General features: G+C 67.4%; 14 protein-coding genes and 1 pseudogene. 9 read left to right on the top strand and 6 right to left on the bottom strand.

Annotated elements, in window-relative coordinates:
- Positions 1-584: 584 nt before the first annotated feature.
- A complete protein-coding gene (locus K4B79_RS42600) occupies positions 585-2024 on the bottom strand; it encodes a carotenoid oxygenase family protein (protein ID WP_232032815.1) in 1440 nt (479 codons plus the stop codon).
- Positions 2025-2276: 252 nt separating this feature from the next.
- On the opposite strand from K4B79_RS42600, the gene K4B79_RS42595 reads away from it, so the two are divergent.
- The 9 genes from K4B79_RS42595 to K4B79_RS42555 all read left to right on the top strand — a co-directional run bounded on the left by K4B79_RS42595 (position 2277) and on the right by K4B79_RS42555 (position 11751).
- Positions 2277-3509: an aromatic ring-hydroxylating oxygenase subunit alpha gene (locus K4B79_RS42595; protein WP_232032814.1), complete on the top strand. Its 1233-nt coding sequence runs from the start codon at positions 2277-2279 to the stop codon at positions 3507-3509.
- Complete coding sequence (locus K4B79_RS42590) at positions 3509-3862, top strand: hypothetical protein (RefSeq protein WP_232032813.1); 354 nt, start codon at positions 3509-3511, stop codon at positions 3860-3862. Before K4B79_RS42595 ends, K4B79_RS42590 begins: the two co-directional genes overlap by 1 nt.
- 41 nt (positions 3863-3903) lie before the next feature.
- Positions 3904-5253 (top strand): Rieske 2Fe-2S domain-containing protein, encoded by a 1350-nt coding sequence (locus K4B79_RS42585; RefSeq protein ID WP_232032812.1) that lies wholly within the window; start codon positions 3904-3906, stop codon positions 5251-5253.
- A complete protein-coding gene (locus K4B79_RS42580) occupies positions 5250-6485 on the top strand; it encodes a M24 family metallopeptidase (RefSeq protein WP_232032811.1) in 1236 nt (411 codons plus the stop codon). Before K4B79_RS42585 ends, K4B79_RS42580 begins: the two co-directional genes overlap by 4 nt.
- Before the next feature lie 121 nt (positions 6486-6606).
- Positions 6607-7998 carry an aldehyde dehydrogenase family protein gene (locus K4B79_RS42575; RefSeq protein WP_232032822.1) on the top strand — a complete coding sequence of 464 codons (1392 nt, stop codon included), beginning with the start codon at positions 6607-6609 and terminating at the stop codon, positions 7996-7998.
- 259 nt (positions 7999-8257) lie between these two features.
- Positions 8258-8725, top strand: coding sequence for a DUF6069 family protein (locus K4B79_RS42570; RefSeq protein ID WP_232032810.1), 468 nt, complete (start codon positions 8258-8260; stop codon positions 8723-8725).
- A gap of 307 nt (positions 8726-9032) precedes the next feature.
- Complete coding sequence (locus tag K4B79_RS42565) at positions 9033-10235, top strand: hypothetical protein (RefSeq protein WP_232032809.1); 1203 nt, start codon at positions 9033-9035, stop codon at positions 10233-10235.
- A 365-nt stretch (positions 10236-10600) separates the two neighbouring features.
- A complete protein-coding gene (locus K4B79_RS42560; RefSeq protein ID WP_232032808.1) occupies positions 10601-11428 on the top strand; it encodes an IclR family transcriptional regulator in 828 nt (275 codons plus the stop codon).
- A gap of 122 nt (positions 11429-11550) precedes the next feature.
- A complete protein-coding gene (locus K4B79_RS42555; RefSeq protein WP_232032807.1) occupies positions 11551-11751 on the top strand; it encodes a hypothetical protein in 201 nt (66 codons plus the stop codon).
- Between the two features lie 254 nt (positions 11752-12005).
- Here K4B79_RS42555 and K4B79_RS42550 read toward each other — a convergent pair whose 3' ends face one another.
- The 5 genes and pseudogenes from K4B79_RS42550 to K4B79_RS42530 all read right to left on the bottom strand — a co-directional run bounded on the left by K4B79_RS42550 (position 12006) and on the right by K4B79_RS42530 (position 18006).
- Entirely contained in the window at positions 12006-12464 is a 459-nt protein-coding gene (locus K4B79_RS42550) for a hypothetical protein (RefSeq protein WP_232032806.1), read from the bottom strand.
- 346 nt (positions 12465-12810) lie between these two features.
- On the bottom strand, positions 12811-13191 hold the full coding sequence (locus tag K4B79_RS42545; protein WP_308280630.1) for a carboxypeptidase-like regulatory domain-containing protein: 381 nt from the start codon (positions 13189-13191) through the stop codon (positions 12811-12813).
- Positions 13192-15432, bottom strand: a pseudogene (locus K4B79_RS42540) (MMPL family transporter); the annotation flags it as partial. It abuts the gene before it with no gap.
- 120 nt (positions 15433-15552) lie between these two features.
- Positions 15553-16173: a TetR/AcrR family transcriptional regulator gene (locus K4B79_RS42535; protein WP_232032805.1), complete on the bottom strand. Its 621-nt coding sequence runs from the start codon at positions 16171-16173 to the stop codon at positions 15553-15555.
- A gap of 390 nt (positions 16174-16563) precedes the next feature.
- On the bottom strand, positions 16564-18006 hold the full coding sequence (locus K4B79_RS42530) for a carotenoid oxygenase family protein (protein WP_232032804.1): 1443 nt from the start codon (positions 18004-18006) through the stop codon (positions 16564-16566).
- Between the last annotated feature and the right edge of the window lie 164 nt (positions 18007-18170).

The raw sequence follows: 18170 nt of genomic DNA, 5'->3' as shown, positions 1-18170 counted from the left end.
CAGCGACCATCCGGTGCCGCCAGGACCGGCGACAGCACCCCCCGGATCATCAAGGACAGGGGCAACGAGTCATACCGGCCCCGAAGGCCACGAGCCCGAACCGGGCTCTACAACGAAGGTAATGGGCAGCGAGATGGGAGGCATGACGGCCGGGCTCCACTCGGCGGTCCGTCTGTCCGGACTCAGCGGATTCGTAGTGGCTGGCGTGTGCGCGTACGGCGGCAGCCGCCTGCACGCGCTGCGCGCCTCACGCCGCGCCCCGGTCGGGCCCCTTGCACTCAGGGCCGGCCGCGTCCGGCGAGCCGAAACCCGGTGAATTCCCCGGCAAGCAGGCACAAACCGCTCCCCCGCAGGCGTGCAGCTCCGCCACTCCGGCCGCACCGGACAGGGACCGCGGTACTCGGCAGGGGGGTCAGGAATGCGTGAAGCAGCCCGTCGAGCCGTGCCCCTTCCGGACTGGAGCGCGTGCCGGACGACATGCCGAGCCTTCAGATAGTCCTGCGGGTGAGTCGCTGGGCCGAGTGCGGGCATGCGATGACCGACGGGGAGCCGTAGCACCCCGCCGACCAGGGACCACCGATGACTCAGGCGCCGCGCACCGCGGCGTCGAGCTCGGCTGCGTCGGACCAGCTGCCGTGGAAGCCCAGGGGGACCCGGTGGTTGAGCTTGATCCGGGCGATGGGCGTGCCGGTGAAGTCCTGGGCTTCCTGGACGATGACCTCGCTGCGGTCGGTGGTCGGGTCCCACCAGACCGACAGCAGCCAGCCGTCGTCCTCGGCCTGGGCGCCGGGGCGGGGCACGAAGACGGGCTCGCCCGGGGAGGTCAGGACACCGTCGAGTGCCTGGATCGACGTCTCGCCCGTGCGGTAGTCGTGCTTGGCCAGGCCGTCGGTGAACCAGTCGCCGGCTCCGCGTGTCGTCGTGTAGTAGCCGTACTGGTGGGACAGCCCGGTTCGCTGATCGTTGATCCGGGGGAACTCTCCCTGGATATCGGTGACCTCGATGTCCCTGCTCTTCCCCGTGGCGAGGTCGAGTTCCCAGCGCCAGGGGGTGGTGATGATCTCCTTGAACCACCAGTTCCAGTCCCCGCCGGGCGGCGGTGACTCCAGGTCCTTGAGGGTGGGACCGAACTGGCCGACGCGGTGCCCGTCGACGATGATCTTCGTGCCGTCCTGGTAGGCGTTGAGGAAGTGTGACGTGGAGAAGGCGTCGGAGGCTTCTACCCACGTCACCTCGCCTGTCCTGCGATGCAGGATGGCCCAGCGGCATGTGTCCAGCTTCTCCGGCTCCCAGACCGTCGAAGGCTGACCGTTGATGATGCGCTCGAAGCGTGCCGTCGCCGGGCTGACCAGCCAGATCGCGTAATCGGTGGTGACGGCGTAGTCATGCGTGAGGGCGGGGAACCCCAGGTCGACCGAGTGACGGTCGAGGATGTTCCCGTCGCAGTCGGCTCGGTACCACGTGATCGCGCCGTCCATGTTGCCGAAGGTGAGGAAGTCGCCGTTCGTCGGATCGACCTTGTGGTGCGCGGTCAGGGGACCGACGAGTCCGCCGCGGAAGTTGTACTGCTCGCTGACCGTCTCCAGGGTGTCCGGTCGCAACTCGCGCGGAGGGTAGCCCTCACAGAAGGCCAGCAGACGGCTGCCGTACAGCTGCACGTGCGTGTTGGCGGGGTTGTTCGGGAACTTGCCGGGCGGCAGGGGGGTGTCCCTGCCGTTCATGAAACCGCCGTAGATCGCCCGCCCCAGCTCCATCTCTTCCTTCAGGCCCGCGGTCTGCACGTAGCGGTTGCGGTAGGTCGCACGGCCGTCACGCAGGAAGATGGCGTGGACCATGCCGTCGCCGTCGAACCAGTGATACCTGCTCGGGTTCTGCGGGCGGTGGAGCGGGCTGGGGCCGACCCGGAACAGGGCACCGCTCAGCCCGTCGGGGAGCCGGCCCTCGATCTCCAGGTCGAAGGCCTCGCCCTCCTCTCGCCAGGGTGCGTACGGCCCGTTGAGAAACATGTTGCTGGGGTCCCACATGGACGCCTCCTCCTTGCCATGTACCTGAGCGTGTCCTGATAGTCAGGAATTAAACCTGCATTATTGGGACACTATGGGGACCGTATAGCCGCACCAAGCAGAGGTCAAGTCGGACTTGAGTGCAGTCCGGACGCCAGGCACAGTCAACCTTCCTGCAGGAAAAGGCGTCCCGGGCCACTCCGCTTGCCAGGCGAGCCCCTTTCCCATACGGTCCCATGTGACAGGACTAGCGTCCTAACTTATGGAGTTCATATGTCTGAAGCCGCTGTCAGCCCTGCTTCCCCACTCACCGGCGGGACCCCGCCCCCGCCCAACCCGTTCGCCGGCCTGCGTGACGTCGTGTCCGTCAAGGACAAATTGACGCAGGAGTATCACGACGCAGTCGTCGAGAAGGTCTTCCGTCCGTCCTGGTTCCTGGTCGGAAACGTCAACGACCTTCCCAAGCCGGGGAGTTACTACGTCCTGGACGTGCCCACCTTCAACATCTCGGTGCTGGTCCAGCGGGGCCGGGACGGGGAGGTGCGTGCGTTCCACAACGTGTGCCGCCACCGCGGCAAGAAGGTGATCCCCACGGACTGCGGTTTCGCCGAGGGGACGTCGTCCGCGCACACCTGCTGGCTCCACGGCTGGTCGTACACCGGCGACGGGAAGCTGCGCTCGGTGCCGGACGAGAAGCAGTTCCGCTCCGTCGACAAGTCCCGCCTCGGGCTGGTGCCGATCCGCGTCGAGGTCCGGTCCGGCCTCATCTACGCCAACTTCAGCGACAACCCAGAGCCGCTCGACGACTGGCTGGGGGAGCTCGCCGAGGGCTTCGACGGCTACTACAGCGAGATGGAGAAGGTCAGCTGCTGGTCCATCGACGTCCGGGCCAACTGGAACATCGCCATGGACGCCTTCTCGGAGGGGTACCACACCGTCTTCCTGCATCGGCGCACCCAGCCGAAGCTGGCCGGCAAGAGCAACCCGATGCGGCACAAGCCCGTGGTCGACATGTACGACCGCCACATCCGCTCCAGCAACCCCTCCAACCCCGACTACGTCAGCCCGCCCGTCGAGGGTGCCCTGTACGGCCTCGGGTACAAGCAGACACCGGCGGTCGAGACCGACTTCTCCATGCTGCCGCCTGCGGTGAACCGCACCCGCTACCACCCCTGGTTCTTCGACATCGTGTGGCAGTTCCCCAACGTGGCCGTCCTCAACGGCTCGCACTGGTACAGCACCGTCACCGTCTGGCCGATCGACCGCAACCACTCCCGCGTCGTCTTCGACGTCTATGGCCGCAAGGCCCGGCACGCCGGCGACCGCCTGGCCCAGGCGTACAGCCGGGCCCTGCAGTACACGGTGTCCCGGGAGGACCTGGCCGCCATGGAGGACGTGCAGCGCGGCCTCGAGTCGGGTGCCATCAGCGACCTGTACCTCTCCCTGCAGGAGTTCGCGCTCCAGCACCGCTACGGACTCGTCGACGAACTGATCGGAGCCAAGTGATGGAGCTCTCCGCAGAAGCCGGACTTCCCGAAGGATTTGCCGACCTGGAGCGCTTCCTGGAGCGGTGGCGCCTGCGCGACGCACAGGAGCGGATGGAGGCGATGGTCGCTGCCGACATCGAGGAGCTGCGTGACCTGTGCGCCGCCATACTCCCCCGTATCGAAGCGGTCGTGAACCATCTGAACGCCTTCCCCCTCGACGACATGCCCCCGCGGGAGCAGGCCCTCTTCGAGCTCGCTCTGACCTTCGCCGAGGTCACTCACCCGGTCGACCTCGGATGGGCCACACCAGAGGTCAGCGACCTGTATCCGCTGGACGGGATGAACCTGGTCGGGCCCGCACGCGCCTGGTGATCCGGATGAACCATCGACCTCGTACAGAGATGGATCGCTCCATGACCGACCCCTTCGCCAAGCTGACACACGTCGGCCCCGGCAGTCCGACCGGAGAGTTCTTCCGCCAGTTCTGGCTGCCGATAGCCCGGTCCTCCGAGTTCGAGGCCGATGGTGCCCCGATCCGCCTGATGGCCCTGGGCGAGCGCCTCGTCGGCTTCCGCGACAGCGGCGGCCGGATGGGCATCTTCGACCACCGCTGTCCGCACCGCTGCGCCTCCCTGTTCTTCGGCCGCAACGAGAACGGCGGGCTGCGCTGCTCCTACCACGGCTGGATGTTCGACGTGGAGGGCCGCGTCACCGACATTCCCAGCAGTGCGGGAGGACGCGTGCCCACCCGCGTGCGCGCCAGGGCCTACTCGGTGCGGGAACGCAACGGCCTCGTCTGGATCTACATGGGGTCGCGCGAGACCCCGCCGCCGCTGCCCGTGATCGGCGTGGTCGCCGACGACGAGGAGCTGGAGATCCAGATGTGGCTGCGCGAGTGCAACTGGCTCCAGGGCATGGAGGGGGACATCGACGCGGCCCATCTCGCCTTCCTCCACCACGGCGGCCATGACCCCGAGGACGTCGGCGAGCACTTCGTCCTCAAGTGGGTCACCAGTGGCAGGGCCGTGGAGACCAAGGTCGTCAACACGGCCGGGGGCACCATGGAGGGCCACCGCAGGCCGAAGAGCTTCGCCCCCGACTACTGGCACTACACCCAGCAGCTGCTGCCGTCCTGGACCATCCCCGGCCAGAACCCCTTCGAGGTCGAAGAGCCCGTCGTGCGGTTCTGGCTGCCGATGGACGACACCCACTCCATGATCTTCCAGCTCAGCCGGCCTCGAGCGCTGGTGGACGGCAGGTCGGCGTTCCACGCCGGCGTCGCGGAGCTGCCGGGCGTCAAGGTCCGCATGGCAGACCTGCTCCAGCCCAACAACGACCAGGACTGGTACGGCAGGTGGCGGCTCACTCCCTCCGAGGAGAACAACTACTTCCTCGATCGGGACGCCCAGGCGAAGGGCAACTACACCGGAGTGCAAGGCATCCAGATCCAGGACAAGATGATCACTGAAAGCATGGGACCAGTCGTGGACCGAACCCACGAGCACCTGTCCGCCTCGGACCTGATGGTCAGCCGGACACGGCGGCGCCTCCTGAAGGCCGTCGACGCGTACGCAACAACCGGGGACCTCCCGGCCACCCTGGACGACACCGAGCTCACCCGCGGCCTCATGGCCGGCGGCGGTCATGTCCCCGAGGGCACCGACTGGTTGCAGTACTACCGGGACGTGGCAGAGGCGGCGGGCGCCGATCCGCGGATCCTGGAGAGCGATCTCGTCGAGGCGACCGAGGGGGTAGGGGCATGACCGCGAAACAGTATCCCGTCCTTCCCTTCGCCGCCCGCGAACTGCGCTGGCAGCGCACGCGTGACTTCATGCGGGACAAGGACCTCGACTGTCTGCTCGTCTTCGGCCTCAAGGGCCGCGAACGGTACGAGGGTTACCTCGCCAACGAGGTTCTCGACGGCGTCGTCGTCTTCTTCGCCGAACGCGACCCCGTTCACCTCACCTGGACCCACCACCGCTACACCCGCCGCCTGGCCGCGAACATGCGGGACGTGCGCTTCTGGATCGACGATGTACGCATCGGTCCGTTCGGCCGCGGGGTGGTCCAGGCACTCACCGAAGAGGGACTGACGTCCAGTCGTATCGGTGTGGTCGGCATGACCGGGAGCTCGGCGGGGGAAATGGAGGGCCTCATCACCCACATGATGTGGGACTACGTCCTCAACAACCTGCCCGAGGCCGAATTCGAGGACATGTCCCTCGACTTCGCCCAGACGATGCTGCCCAAGACGCCGCAGGAACTGGAACTGGTCCGCTTCGCCGCTCAGGCGGCCGAGGAAGCCTGCCAGACCATGCTGGAGATGATCCGGCCCGGCGTGCGCGAGGCCGAGATCTACGCGGCAGCCGTGGAGGTCCTCCACCGCAACTCGTGCACCACCACCTATCCCCACGTCATCATGAGTGTCGGCGCGGACGACCCGGGTTGGGCGCCGCCCTACTGGACCTACGCCGGCGGCGCCTCCCGGACAGTTCAGCCCGGCGACCTGGTCCAGGCCGAGATCATGTCCTGCTACGGCGGATTCGAGACACAGGTCCAGATGTCCGTCGCGGTCGAGCCTGTACCGAAGGTGCTGCACACGCTCCACGACGTCGCCCGTGACTGCTACGACGCCGGCCTCCGGGCCCTGCGTCCGGGAGCCGCCTTCCTCGACGTCGCCCGGGCCATGAGCGAGCCCCTCCTGAAGGCCGGCCACTACAACATGACCCCCCTGGTGCACAGTCTCACTCCCGCGGCCTTCGCGGGGCACATCGCGCTGAACGCCGAACAGATCCCCGGCCAGGACAGCCGCCGTGTCTTCCGTACCGTCGAGCCGATTTCCGACCTGGAACTCGTCCCCGGCATGGCGTTCGCTTTCGAACCCAACGCCTGTTCAGGACAGCACCGTGTCAACATCGGCGGCACCGTCGTCGTGGGCGAGAACGGACCGGACGAGCTCAACACCGTTCCCTGCCGCATGCACGTCGTGTCCTGACGGAACTCCGACCCCGTTCCGCCCGCGGTACTCGCTGATCTCACCGCCCCGTTCCTCACCTTCCTGACGGCTCCGGCCGCCCCTCACTCCAGGAGACACCGTGTCCGAGCACAACCACCCGATGACAGTGGGCGGCAAGGACGTCCCCACTGTCGATACCTTCGGGGTGCACAACCCCGCCACCGGCCGGGTGTTCGCCCAGGCGCCCGACTGCTCACCGGCTCAGCTGGACGACGCGGTGCAAGCCGCCGCCGATGCCTTCCCGCTCTGGCGCGACGACATGGACGCTCGCCGCAGCGCGCTGCTGGCCGCGGCCGCACGCATCGAGGAGAGCGCCGAGGAGCTCGCCACCTTGCTCACACTGGAGCAGGGCAAGCCTCTGGCCGACGCCCGTTTCGAGGTCATGGTGACCGCGATGACCCTGCGGGGCACAGCCGCCCTCGACGTGCCCCGGGAGGTGATCCGGGACGACGACGAGGAGCGGATCGAGGTGCTGCACCAGCCCATGGGCGTGGTCGCGGCGATCACCCCGTGGAATGTCCCACTGATCCAGGCCGCGATGAAATTCGCGCCGGCCCTGCTGGCGGGCAACACAGTGGTACTGAAACCGTCTCCTTTCACGCCGCTCTCCTCGCTCGCACTCGGAGTCGTGCTGCGTGACGTGCTGCCGCCGGGCGTGCTGAACGTCATCAGCGGCCGGGACCCGCTGGGTGCACAGCTCGCCGAACACCCCCTGGTCCGCAAGGTGTCGTTCACGGGTTCGGTCGCCACCGGAAAGCACGTGGCGGCGTCGGCTGCGCCCGACCTCAAGCGCATCACCCTGGAGCTGGGCGGAAACGACGCGGGCATCCTCCTCGACGACGTCGACCTCGACGCCATGGCCGACAAGTTGTTCGGGGGCGCGTTCGTCAACTGCGGGCAGATCTGCATGGCGCTGAAACGTCTCTACGTACCACGCGCCCGGTACACCGAGGTGGTCGACGCCCTGGCGGACCGGGCACGGTCGGTCCAAGTGGGTGACGGCATGCTCCCCGGCGTCCAGATGGGCCCGCTCGCCACCGCGCCGCAGTTCGCCAGGGTCCAGGAGCTGGTGTCGGACGCGCTGGCCGGCGGTGCCACCGCGGCCGCAGGAGGCCGGCGCCTGGACGGTGACGGCTACTTCTTCGCGCCGACCATCCTGAGGGATCTCGAGGACGGCGTGCGCGTCGTCGACGAGGAACAGTTCGGGCCCGTTCTGCCGGTGATCCCGTACGACGACGTCGAAGAGGCGGTGGCCCGGGCCAACGGTACGCACTTCGGGCTCGACGGCTCGGTGTGGAGCGCGGACCCGGAGCGGGCCGCGGCGGTGGCGGCCCGGCTGGAATGCGGGACCTCCTGGGTCAACACGCACGGCATGCCGGCACCGGGCGTGTCTTTCAGCGGGCACAAGTGGAGTGGCCTCGGCGTGGCCGGCGGACTGGCCGGCCTGCTGTCCTACACCGAGACCAAGGTGCTGCACGTCGTGCGCGGTTGATAAGCACCGGCGTCCGCGTGCGTGCTCGATGAGCAGCCGGCGTCGGTCAATCCCCTCGAAGTGCGGAGCCCTTCCTATGCGGCCAGTCCCACGGTGGGTTCGGCCCAGTACTCGTTCCAGTAGTCGATCCGGCTCTTGAACCCGCACATGCTCTGTAGGTGGCGGGTGGGGTATACAGCCGCTTCCGAAAACCGCCTGACGCCAGGGCGGAACACAGGGCCTCAAGCGGCCGACCGCCCGTCAGCGAAGGAGTCTTCCCATGTCCACCACGCCTTCCTCCGCCACCCCTGCACCCGCGCGGTCCATACGCTCCGCGCCCAGCCGGGCCGCCGCCGCGGGATGGCTGATCGCGGGCACCGTGGCCGCGATCATCGCCGACGCGCTGATCGCCCTGGTCTCCCGGGCGGCCGGAGCCTCCGACGACTTCGAGCCCCTCCAGCCCGGGCCATACGTCACCTTCACTGTCCTGGGCGTCATCATCGGCGCAGTCGGATGGGCGGTGATCCGCCGGTGGTCGGCCCGGCCGCGCGCCCTGCTGTCCTGGCTGGTCCCCGCCGTCGTGGTCATCTCCTTCGTCCCCGACCTGCTGATGCTCGTCAGCGACTACATTCCGCACGCCGATGCCGCCGGGATCATCGGACTGGTGCTCATGCACGTCGCGGTCGCCGCGGTGGCCGTCGCCGCCTATCACCGCGCCCTGCCTCTGAACGACACGCCCCGAAGCTGACCCACAGCCGCCCATCCATCACCCCACACACCACTTGACCTCTTCAGGGTGCGGCCATACGGTCCAACATAGTCCCAATTAACAGAATAATGTCCCGCCTATCAGGACATTCACTGGCGGGGCGTAAAGGCCCCCGGCGGCGCGCTCTGCTCTTGCCATAACCCGCATGATTCGGCGCCGGCGAATCATGGCCGGCGCGCTCCCGGCGTTCGGAAGAAAATATCCGACCGCGAGATCCCAGCAACCGCGGCCCCGGTTCCATCCCGGGCGCTGGTCCCTTCCTTCCGTTCCCCATCTGGAGGCCGGCATGCCGTCCGACACCGTCACACCCCCTGTTGGCCGCAGTCTGGTTCCACTCGGACTGTTTCTCCTGGCCGCACAGAGTTACCAGCTCGTCGCGTTCCCCAACTTCCTCGATTCCCTGCAGACCGAGCCCGGCTGGCACCTGTCACCGAGCACTGCGGGACTGATCGGGAGCACAGCTTTTCTAGGCGTTCTGGCAGGCGTCCACTCCGCAGTGGCGCTGGCCCGGCGCCTCGGGCTCCGGCAGGCGACACTCGCCGCACTCCTGTGGCTCACGCTCTGGTCCGGGGCTTGCGCACTCGCAACCGCCCCTTGGCAACTGGGACTTTTCAGCATGCTCGCCGGAGTCGGCACAGGCGTCGCATTTCCCCTGACCCTGAGTCTCGTCAAGGACTCCGCCACCAGGATCGGGGCCGCGCGCCAAAACGCCGCCCCCAAAGGCAGGCGCGCCCGCGCGGACGCGGCCACCCGCGCCAGGCGTTCACTCGCAATAGTTCCGCTAGGAATACCCATCGCGGGATTCGTCGCCCAGAACACGGCGGGCGCGCTGCCGGTCGAGAACGCGTGGCGCCTGATCACGGCCATGGGAGCCAGCCTGGGAATCATCGCCGTTGCCCTGGGCCTGTGGCTACTGCCGCGCGGTACCGACGTGTCCGTCCTGGCCTCTGGCCAGGACGGACAGCGCGAGCCGGGCCGGCGGGTCATCGTGTGGACGGGCGCCCTCGTGATCGGAGCGAACCTGATCGCCTGGTCAGGCCTGACGGGACTCGCCTCCGTCGACCTGCGCTTCAACGCCGCGCTGAGCGCGGGCGCGGTTGTGGCGATCTTCGTCGTGGCGTGCATGGCGATCCATCGCAACGGGACGTCCACCTCCCGCTCGGAGACCGCCCGGGCCACCATGGCTTTCATCCTGCTCTATCCGCCGGTCACGGTACTGACCGCTGCTGTGGTGCTGAGCCTCCTCGCAGGCCAGCCACTCTCCTTCGTCATGCCGCTGATCGGTGTGTGGATAGCCGACGGCTACCTTCGGTCGCTGACGCTCTGTACGGCACCGCGCGTGCTCGACGGCCGTCCTCACCCCGCCCTTCAGGAGCACGTCGGCACCATCGCGGACGCCGGGCACATCACCCCGCTGCCATCACCGTTTCACCCGGGCCCGAAATGTGACGGCGAGTTCACGACACCACCCCGCCCGAACCTGCCGTAGTTCGACCTGGCGCTGTTCGAGGCGGCGTTCTGCTTCAGCTGCCACGAAGTCCGCATGCATGGAACCGCCGTGCCACCCGCACTGGCCACGCAGTTCTTGGACGCGGGCGCCCCGCAGCCGCACACCCTCCTGGCCCTCTTGCGCGAGGCAGCACCGTAGCGGGTCGGCCCCAGTCGCTCAACAGGTCGCTCATCCGGTCAGAGACGAGAACGTGCTGATCGTCGTACGGTCCTGATCCCGCGTTGTTCGCCAGGACGTGGGCATGCCCGAACACTACAGGTGAACGAAGAAGGCCTAGCCCGTCAACCAGCAATGCCCGCTACGCGAGACGCCGTTGTCCCGCCCGGCAGTCGCATACTGGGCGAGTGACACCTGACGCTACGCACAAGGAAGCCGCCGCGCAGGACGGCGGCGAAGCCGGAATCAAGATCATCGGGCGGGCTGTCGCGGTGCTCCGCGCCCTCGCCGGCGAGCGGGAGGGACTCAGCCTCTCCCAGCTCGCTGAACGCACCGGGCTCCCGCGCTCGACGATTCACCGGCTGGTCTCTGCCCTGGAGGTCGAGGGCGTGCTGGTCGCAGCCTCTGCTACGGGCCGCGTCCGCATCGGTCCCGAATTGGTGCGATTGGCCGAGGCCGGCCGACCGGAGATTCGCGCCCTGCTCCGACCGACGATGGAGCACCTCGCCCAGACCCTGGAGGAAACCGTCGACCTCGCGGTCCTGGAATCGGGCCGACTGAGAATCACCGATTCGATACAGGGGCAGCACACATTGCGTGCCGTATCGGTGGTGGGAAGCAGCTTGCCGCTGCACTGCACCGCCAACGGCAAAGCCGTCCTCGCGAAGTTGAGCGACGCCGAGATCGCGCGCCTGCTCCCGGCACGACTGACTCGGCTCACCCCCTCCACGATCACGCGACGGGCCGCCCTCGTGGAGGAACTCACGCAGGTTCGGCGAACAGGCATGGCCTTCGATCTGGAGGAGAGCACTCCCGGCGTGTGTGCCGTCGCCATCGCCGCCCAGGACACCTACGGCAGACTGGCGGCGCTCTCCGTGCCGATCCCCGCCATTCGCTTTCATGGCCGCGAGCAAGACATCGTCGCTGCACTCAACACGGCACGGGAGCAGGTCTCGTCAGTGCAGTCCGACACGCTGCCCGAATCCGACACGTACGACGCATCGCCTCCCTCATGACTGCGAACAGCGCCTACCGGCCCAGCAGTCACCAGCCGGCACAGCGATCCGCGCCTGGGTGAACTCGCAGGCTTCCGCAGCTTGCCGAGGTCGAGCGACCGCACATTCGACGACGCGGGTGCGTGGGCGTCCGGGCAGCCCGGTTGGCCCAGGGCCACGGGTCGGGCGAGCGGCTCGCCGGTGCGGACCGCGTCGGCGGCGGCCCGGTGGACGTACGGCAACAGGCCGGTGCGCAGCCGGGGCGCAGGACGGCCGCGTACTCCTCCTCGCCGAAGTCCCAGGGCAGCCGGGACGTCATGCCGTGGAAACCGCCGATGTCGTGACTCCAGAAGGAAGGAGAGCGAGAGGCCCGCCCGCAGAGTCGAAGTGACGTCCTGCCAGGTCGCGTCGGGGTCGCCGGTTTTTTTGGCGCCGTGCCGCTGGCCGCCAGTCCCATGAGAACCTATTTCTGAACCTCGTATCAGCAGACCAGAGACCGCAGGCCCGAAACGAGAGCTTCATGGAAGCGTTCGTGGAACGGTCGCGGCGACCGTTCCACGAACGCAACGACTGATATGACAGTGACGTCAGCGAGAGCTCAAGCGTCTGCCCGACCGCTGCCATGTGCGGGCACGCGGACATGGTCGTCGGCGCGCAGGAGAGAGTCGGGCAGTACCGACAGCAGGGGCGGCCACCACGTGGGATGCGCTCGGAGCAGATGGCGGAGAGCGTGGCTGTTCTCAACGGTATGGCGGCAGTAGTCCGCCCACGGGCCGGCGCTGCCGCTTTCGAGGATCAACTGGTGCACATGCACTCCGCTGGTCATCACGTCAGCGAGCAGTTCCGCAAGGGTGATGACGGCCTCACGTTGGGGGCCGGCTTCGGGGAGCGGCTCACCGCCGTAGAAGTGCTCCCGCATACCCTCCCGCTCCAGCATGAGGATGTGCACCTCGCGCAGGGACCCAAGTACCGTGTCGTTCGCCGACGCAGCCGCCACGGCATTGCTCACCTTGGCCTGCCCGATGGCCACCTTCGTCTGCCTGGCCAGATGGAGCATCGACCACGCGTTGAGACACAGAACTGATCGGCTCTGATTCGGCCCTGTCGACAGTTTGGTCGGCGAGCTCAGCTGGCTTCGCCGCCCCACTAAAGCGCCACCGAGCTGAAGAGCACGATGCCGACGAGCAGGTTCTTCCTCATCATGCTCGCGATCCCAGCGATGCAGCCAGGTGCACCGGGTAAGCCACTTCACCCGGGGGCCGGTCCCCGGGTGAAGTGGCTGTTTGACGATCAGCAAGTGGCGCGCGGTGGGGTCACTGTCGACGGTTCGCCGACGGAGCAGACAAGCTGAGGAACGGACCTGACCGTCGCCGGCACATCTCCGTGCACATCGGTGACAACAATCAACGCGCCCTCGGCAGGCCCGCGTCGTCCGGCCCGCCGGTCCCGGCTAGCAGCACGTCGTACGCCAGCGGCTCCTCGCCCACCTCCAAGGTGGCGGCCCGCCGTTGATGGCCGTCGGCCGCCGCGGTCAGGACGTACGAGCCGGAGGCCGGCGTCGGCATCGAGTACCGGCCGTCGAGCCGGGTGACGGTACTGCCGAGCTGACGCCCGGTCAGGGAGGTCAGTGTCAGCGTGGCGCCTTCGACGCACGTACCCTCCGCGTCGCGCACCTGGCCCTCGATGGACGGCCCGCTCGTCGCGGGAACGGAGGCAGGCGCGCTCTCGGTGGAGGCGTACGCCGCCTGTGGCTCGGCCTCCGTCGACTTCCGCAGGGCACCCACTAGCACCGGCTGCCGCTCCGTCTGCGGCTCCGTGGGCGGGGCCTGCGTGTTCCCGCTCTGGTGCTGGTCCTGTGCGCGGAGCCGCTCGCCCTCGACGTCCACATTGGGCAGGGCGCGGTCCAGCCACTTGGGGAGCCACCAGGCGCTCTTTCCGAGCAGTGCGAGGACGGCCGGGACGATGGCCATGCGGACGATGAACGCGTCGAAGAAGACCGCGGCCGCCAGCCCGACGCCCATCATTTTGATCATGGACTCGCTGGAGCTGATGAAGCCGGCGAAGACGCACATCATGATGATCGCGGCGGCCGTGACCACGCGTGCGCTGTGCTTGAAGCCGGTCACCACCGCCTCCTTGGGCTCCTCGCCGTGGACGTAGGCCTCACGCATCCGGGTCACGAGGAACACCTCGTAGTCCATCGCCAGGCCGAAGACCACGCCGATCATGAAGATCGGCACCAACGACATGATCGGGCCGGATTCCTCGACACCGAGCAGACCGGCCAGCCAGCCCCACTGGAAGACTGCGACCACGGCGCCCAGCGCCGCCAGCACCGACAGCAGGAAGCCGAGGGCCGCCTTCAGCGGGACGAGGATCGAGCGGAAGACCACCATCAGGAGCAGGAAGGCGAGGCCGACCACCAGCGCCAGGTAGGGGATCAGCGCGTTGGTCAGCTTCTGCGAGAAGTCGATGTTCATCGCCGTCGTGCCGGTGACCAGCACCCGGGCGTCCGTGTCGGCCTTGATGCCGTCGGCCTTGTCACGGATGGCGTGCACCAGGTCCTCGGTCTGCGTCGAGGATGGCTTGGAGTCCGGGATGACGGTGATCGTCGCCGTGTCGCCAGCCTTGTTGAACATCGCGGGGGTGACCGTCGCGACGTCCTTCAGACCCTCGACTTCGTCGGTCACCGAGCTGGCGGCCGCCTTCGGGTCGCTGCTGTCCTTCGTGTCGACGACGATCATCAGCGGGCCGTTGAAGCCGGGGCCGAAGCCTTCCGAGAGGAGGTCGTAGGCCTTTCGCTGAGTCGTGGACGCCGGCTTCGTGCTGTCGTCGCCCAGCCCGAGTTGCAGCTGGGTCACCGGGAGGGCCATGACCCCCAGGGCGACCACGCCCAGCACCAGGACGGCGGCAGGACGGCGGACGACGAAGCTCCCCCAGCGGGTACCCATGTTGGGCTTGCCCTCGGTGTTCTCCTGCGCCTTCCTGCCACCGAACCGCTTGCTCTTCTTGCCTGTCGGCTGGATCTTCCGGCCCACGTAGCCGATCATCGCGGGGATCATCGTGAGGGCGATCAGCACCGCGAGCACGACCGTGCACGCCGCCGCGAGACCCATCTTGGTCAGCACCGGGACGTCGACGACCGAGAGGCCGACGAGTGCGATCACGACCGTCAGCCCGGCGAAGACCACTGCCGAGCCCGCCGTGCCCGTGGCCCGTCCGACCGCGTCCTCGCGTTCGCGACCCTCGGCCAGTTCGGACCGGTAGCGGGAGAGGATGAACAGGGCGTAGTCGATACCGACGGCGAGGCCGATCATCATGGCCAGGATGGAGGTGGTGTCGCCGAGGTCGAGCGCGTTGGCGAGGGCCGTGATGCCGGCGAAGCCGATACCCACCCCGATGAGGGCGGTCAGCAGCGGCAGCCCGGCCGCGACGAGCGAGCCCAGCGTGACGACGAGGACGACCGCGGCGACGGCGACACCGATGAGCTCTCCGGCACCCGACGAGGGCGAGTCGTCGAGCACGTCACCGCCGATCTCGACGGTCACCCCGGAGTGCCGGGCCTTTTCCACCGTCTTCTTCAGGAAGTCCTTGGTGGAGTCCTTCAGTTCCTTGGCCGGGGCGGTGTACTTCACCTGCGTGTAGGCGATCGTCCCGTCCTTGCTCACCGCGTTGTGCTGTGTGAACGGGTCGGTGACGGAATCGACCTCAGGCCCCTTGCCGAGGTCCTTGACGGTCTGCTCGACGAAGGCCTTGTTGTCGGCGTCTGTCATCTTCTCGCCCGCGGGAGCCTTGAAGACGACGTTCGCGTTCCCTCCGTCGGCGCTCGAGCCAGGCGAACGCTGCGCCAGCAGGTCGTAGGCCTTCTGGGACTCGATGCCGGGGATCGAGTAGGACGATGAGCCTGCGGCGGGCGCGTTGAAGGCCGCGACGCAGGCGGCGGCCAGCAGGGCGGCCCAGAACAGGGCGATGTAGTGCCGTCGCCGGAAGGCGAATCGGCCGAGTTTGTACAGGAAGGTAGCCACGGGACGTGCTCCGGGTCAGTCGTGGATGGTTCAGGGCAGCGAGCAGGCCCGACGACGATGGGGGCCCCACATGCCCTGGAGGCAGGGGGGAGGTTGCGCCAAGTACGGCTGGAGAGCGGCTTACTGCTGGGGACTGGAAGAAGGGGAGAGCCTGACGCCGAGGGCGGGGAAAAGCACGGAGTCGGCATACTCAGCCAGGAACGCCCGCGTCGGCGGGCGATCGTCGATCAGAGTGCGGGTGAAGTAGCCGCCGATGAGTACGTGCGGCACATAATCCAACGCAGGGTTGTCCGCACAGATCTCGCCTCGGTCAACGGCACGTTGCAACACCCGGTTGAATTCGGCCCGTTCCGGTTCGATGAACAGTTCCCGGAACGCCCGCCCGAGGTCAGGGTTGTGGTGTATCTCCATGACCAGGCCGCGCATCAGCGCGGAGTTCCGTTCCATGGCGGAGTCGTCCTCGATGGACAGCGCAGCCAGAAAGTCTCCCCGCAGCGATCCGGTGTCGACGCCCCTGACGCTGGCGCGCTTGTTGTGACGCATCGCCTTGACGACCAGCTCGGCCTTGCCACCCCACTGACGGTAGAGCGTCGCCTTGCTGCAGCGGGTGCGTGCGGCCACGGCGTCCATGGTCAGCGAGCCATAGCCGACCTCACGAAGCAGATCGAGCACAGCCACGTACAGCTCGGCCTCGCGCTCGGGGGTGATCCGACCGCGACGCGACATTGCAACCTCGACCATCACACCCCCTTAGAAACGAAACGGTTTCGTACGGATCACCGTACAGCCATGACCATACCGCCAATCCGATGAAAACGAAACCGTTTCGTACGCGAAACGCGTTCAGGCCTACGTGAGCCCCATGGCGCCCCTCCCGATGGACCGCGGGGCCAAGGCTTCGCCGCGCCCGAGCGGACTCGAACCTCAGCACCTTGCCGTATCGGGTCTGACGTGGGACGCAGCATGCCGCCAGTGGGACGATGCCGCGGACTTACATCGCCGCGAAGAACGCGAACAGCACTTCCCCGGCCCTGGGGGTCGTAGATGTCAGGCACCGGGACGGCCGTGGGTGGGGCATCCGCTGGCCGACGGGAAGCGTCGTCGCCCCGCCGGCCAGCGGATGCCGGGGGCTCAGGAGCCGCATATGGCGGCGTCGAGATCAGCGGCGTCCGACCAACTGCCGTGGGTTGTCAGGGGAACTCGGTGGTTGAGCTTGATCCGGGCGATGGGCGCAGCTGTGAAGTCCTGGGCCTCCTGAACGATGACCTCGCTGCGGTCAGTGGTGGGGTCCCACCAAGTCGACAGCAGCCAGCCGTCGTCCTCGGCCGTGGCTCCGGGGCGGGGCACGAACTCAGGTTCGCTGGGGGAGGTCAGCACACCGTCGGCTGTCTGCATCGACGTCTCGCCCGTGAGGTAGTCGTGCTTGGCCAGGCCGTCGATGAACCAGTCGCCGGTTCCCCGCGTCGTCGCGTAGTAGCCGTATCGGTGGCGCTGGCCGGTGCGCTGATCGTTGATCCGGGGGAACTCACCGAGGATGTCGTTGACCTGACTGTCCGTCGCCTTCCCTGTGGCAAGGTCGAGTTCCCAGCGCCAGGGGGTGGCGACAATGTTCTTGAACCACCAGTTCCAGTCGCCGCCCGGCGGCGGTGACTCGAGCTCCTTCCAGGTGGGGCCGAAACGGGGGGTGCGGTGCCCGTCGACGACGATCTTGGAGCCGTCCTGGTAGGCATTGAGGAAGTGGGTCTCCGTGAAGGCGTCGGGCGCCTCGACCCACGTTACCTCGCCTGTCCTGCGATGCAGGACAGCCCAGCGGCACGTGTCCAGCGTTTCCGGCTCCCAAACCGTGGACGGGACACCCTTGAGATAGTGCTCGAAGCGGACCATCGCCGGATTCACCAGGAAGATCGCATAGTCGGTGGTGACGGCGTAGTCATGGGTGAAGGTGGGGACGCCCAGATCGACCGTGTGAAGGTCGAGGACCCGCCCGTGGCGGTCGGCCCGGAACCAGGTGACCGAGCCTCCCCTGTTACCGAAGGTGAGGATGTCGCCGTTGGCCGGATCGATCTTGTGGTGGGCCGTCAAGGGGGGTCCGCTGAACCCGCCGTGGAAGTCGTAGCGCTGACTGACCGTCTCCAACGTGTCCGGCCGCAGCTCGTGCGGAACATCAGCCTCACAGAAGACCAGCAGGCGGTTGTCGAAGAGGCTCACGTGCGTGTTGGCGAGGTTCTTCGGAAAGGTACCGGGCGGCAGGGGGAACTCGCTGGGGTTCATGAAACCGCCGTAGAGGGACCGGCCCTCCTGCCTCTCCCGCTGCAGGCCGACGGTCTCCACGTAGCGGTTGCGGTAGCTCGCCCTGCCGTCGCGCAGGAAGAGGGCGTGGACCATGCCGTCACCCTCGAACCAGTGGTAGCGGCTCGGATCCTTAGGCCGGTACATAGGGTTCGCGCCCACCCGGAAGAGCGCACCGTTCAGCTCGTCCGGGAGCCGGCCGTCGATCTCCAGATCGAATGCCTCACCCTCTTCTCGCCAGGGTGCGTAAGGCCCGTTGAGAAACATGTTGTTGGAGTCCCACATGGACACCCCTCCTTGTCATGAACCATGCGATCCTGAATGTCAGAACATCATCCCTATATTTGGGACTGGTAGTGACCGTATAGCCGGTAGCTCGAAAGGGTCAATCCCTTCACAGCCGCAAGGTTCGGGGTGGAGTGAGTAATTCCTGAGTAATTCCCGAGTGA

The sequence above is a fragment of the Streptomyces lincolnensis genome, assembly GCF_021173675.1.
In the GTDB taxonomy this organism is placed as follows: domain Bacteria; phylum Actinomycetota; class Actinomycetes; order Streptomycetales; family Streptomycetaceae; genus Streptomyces; species Streptomyces lincolnensis_B.
This window is presented reverse-complemented; position numbering and strand designations above follow the sequence as displayed.

Coding starts and splice junctions, on each gene's coding strand:
- K4B79_RS42565 (WP_232032809.1), top strand. CDS start 9,033: ATGCCGTCCGACACCGTCACACCCCCTGTTGGCCGCAGTCTGGTTCCA.
- K4B79_RS42585 (WP_232032812.1), top strand. CDS start 3,904: ATGACCGACCCCTTCGCCAAGCTGACACACGTCGGCCCCGGCAGTCCG.
- K4B79_RS42535 (WP_232032805.1), bottom strand. CDS start 16,173: ATGGTCGAGGTTGCAATGTCGCGTCGCGGTCGGATCACCCCCGAGCGC.
- K4B79_RS42570 (WP_232032810.1), top strand. CDS start 8,258: ATGTCCACCACGCCTTCCTCCGCCACCCCTGCACCCGCGCGGTCCATA.
- K4B79_RS42590 (WP_232032813.1), top strand. CDS start 3,509: ATGGAGCTCTCCGCAGAAGCCGGACTTCCCGAAGGATTTGCCGACCTG.
- K4B79_RS42530 (WP_232032804.1), bottom strand. CDS start 18,006: ATGTGGGACTCCAACAACATGTTTCTCAACGGGCCTTACGCACCCTGG.
- K4B79_RS42580 (WP_232032811.1), top strand. CDS start 5,250: ATGACCGCGAAACAGTATCCCGTCCTTCCCTTCGCCGCCCGCGAACTG.
- K4B79_RS42550 (WP_232032806.1), bottom strand. CDS start 12,464: ATGCTCCATCTGGCCAGGCAGACGAAGGTGGCCATCGGGCAGGCCAAG.
- K4B79_RS42600 (WP_232032815.1), bottom strand. CDS start 2,024: ATGTGGGACCCCAGCAACATGTTTCTCAACGGGCCGTACGCACCCTGG.
- K4B79_RS42595 (WP_232032814.1), top strand. CDS start 2,277: ATGTCTGAAGCCGCTGTCAGCCCTGCTTCCCCACTCACCGGCGGGACC.
- K4B79_RS42575 (WP_232032822.1), top strand. CDS start 6,607: ATGACAGTGGGCGGCAAGGACGTCCCCACTGTCGATACCTTCGGGGTG.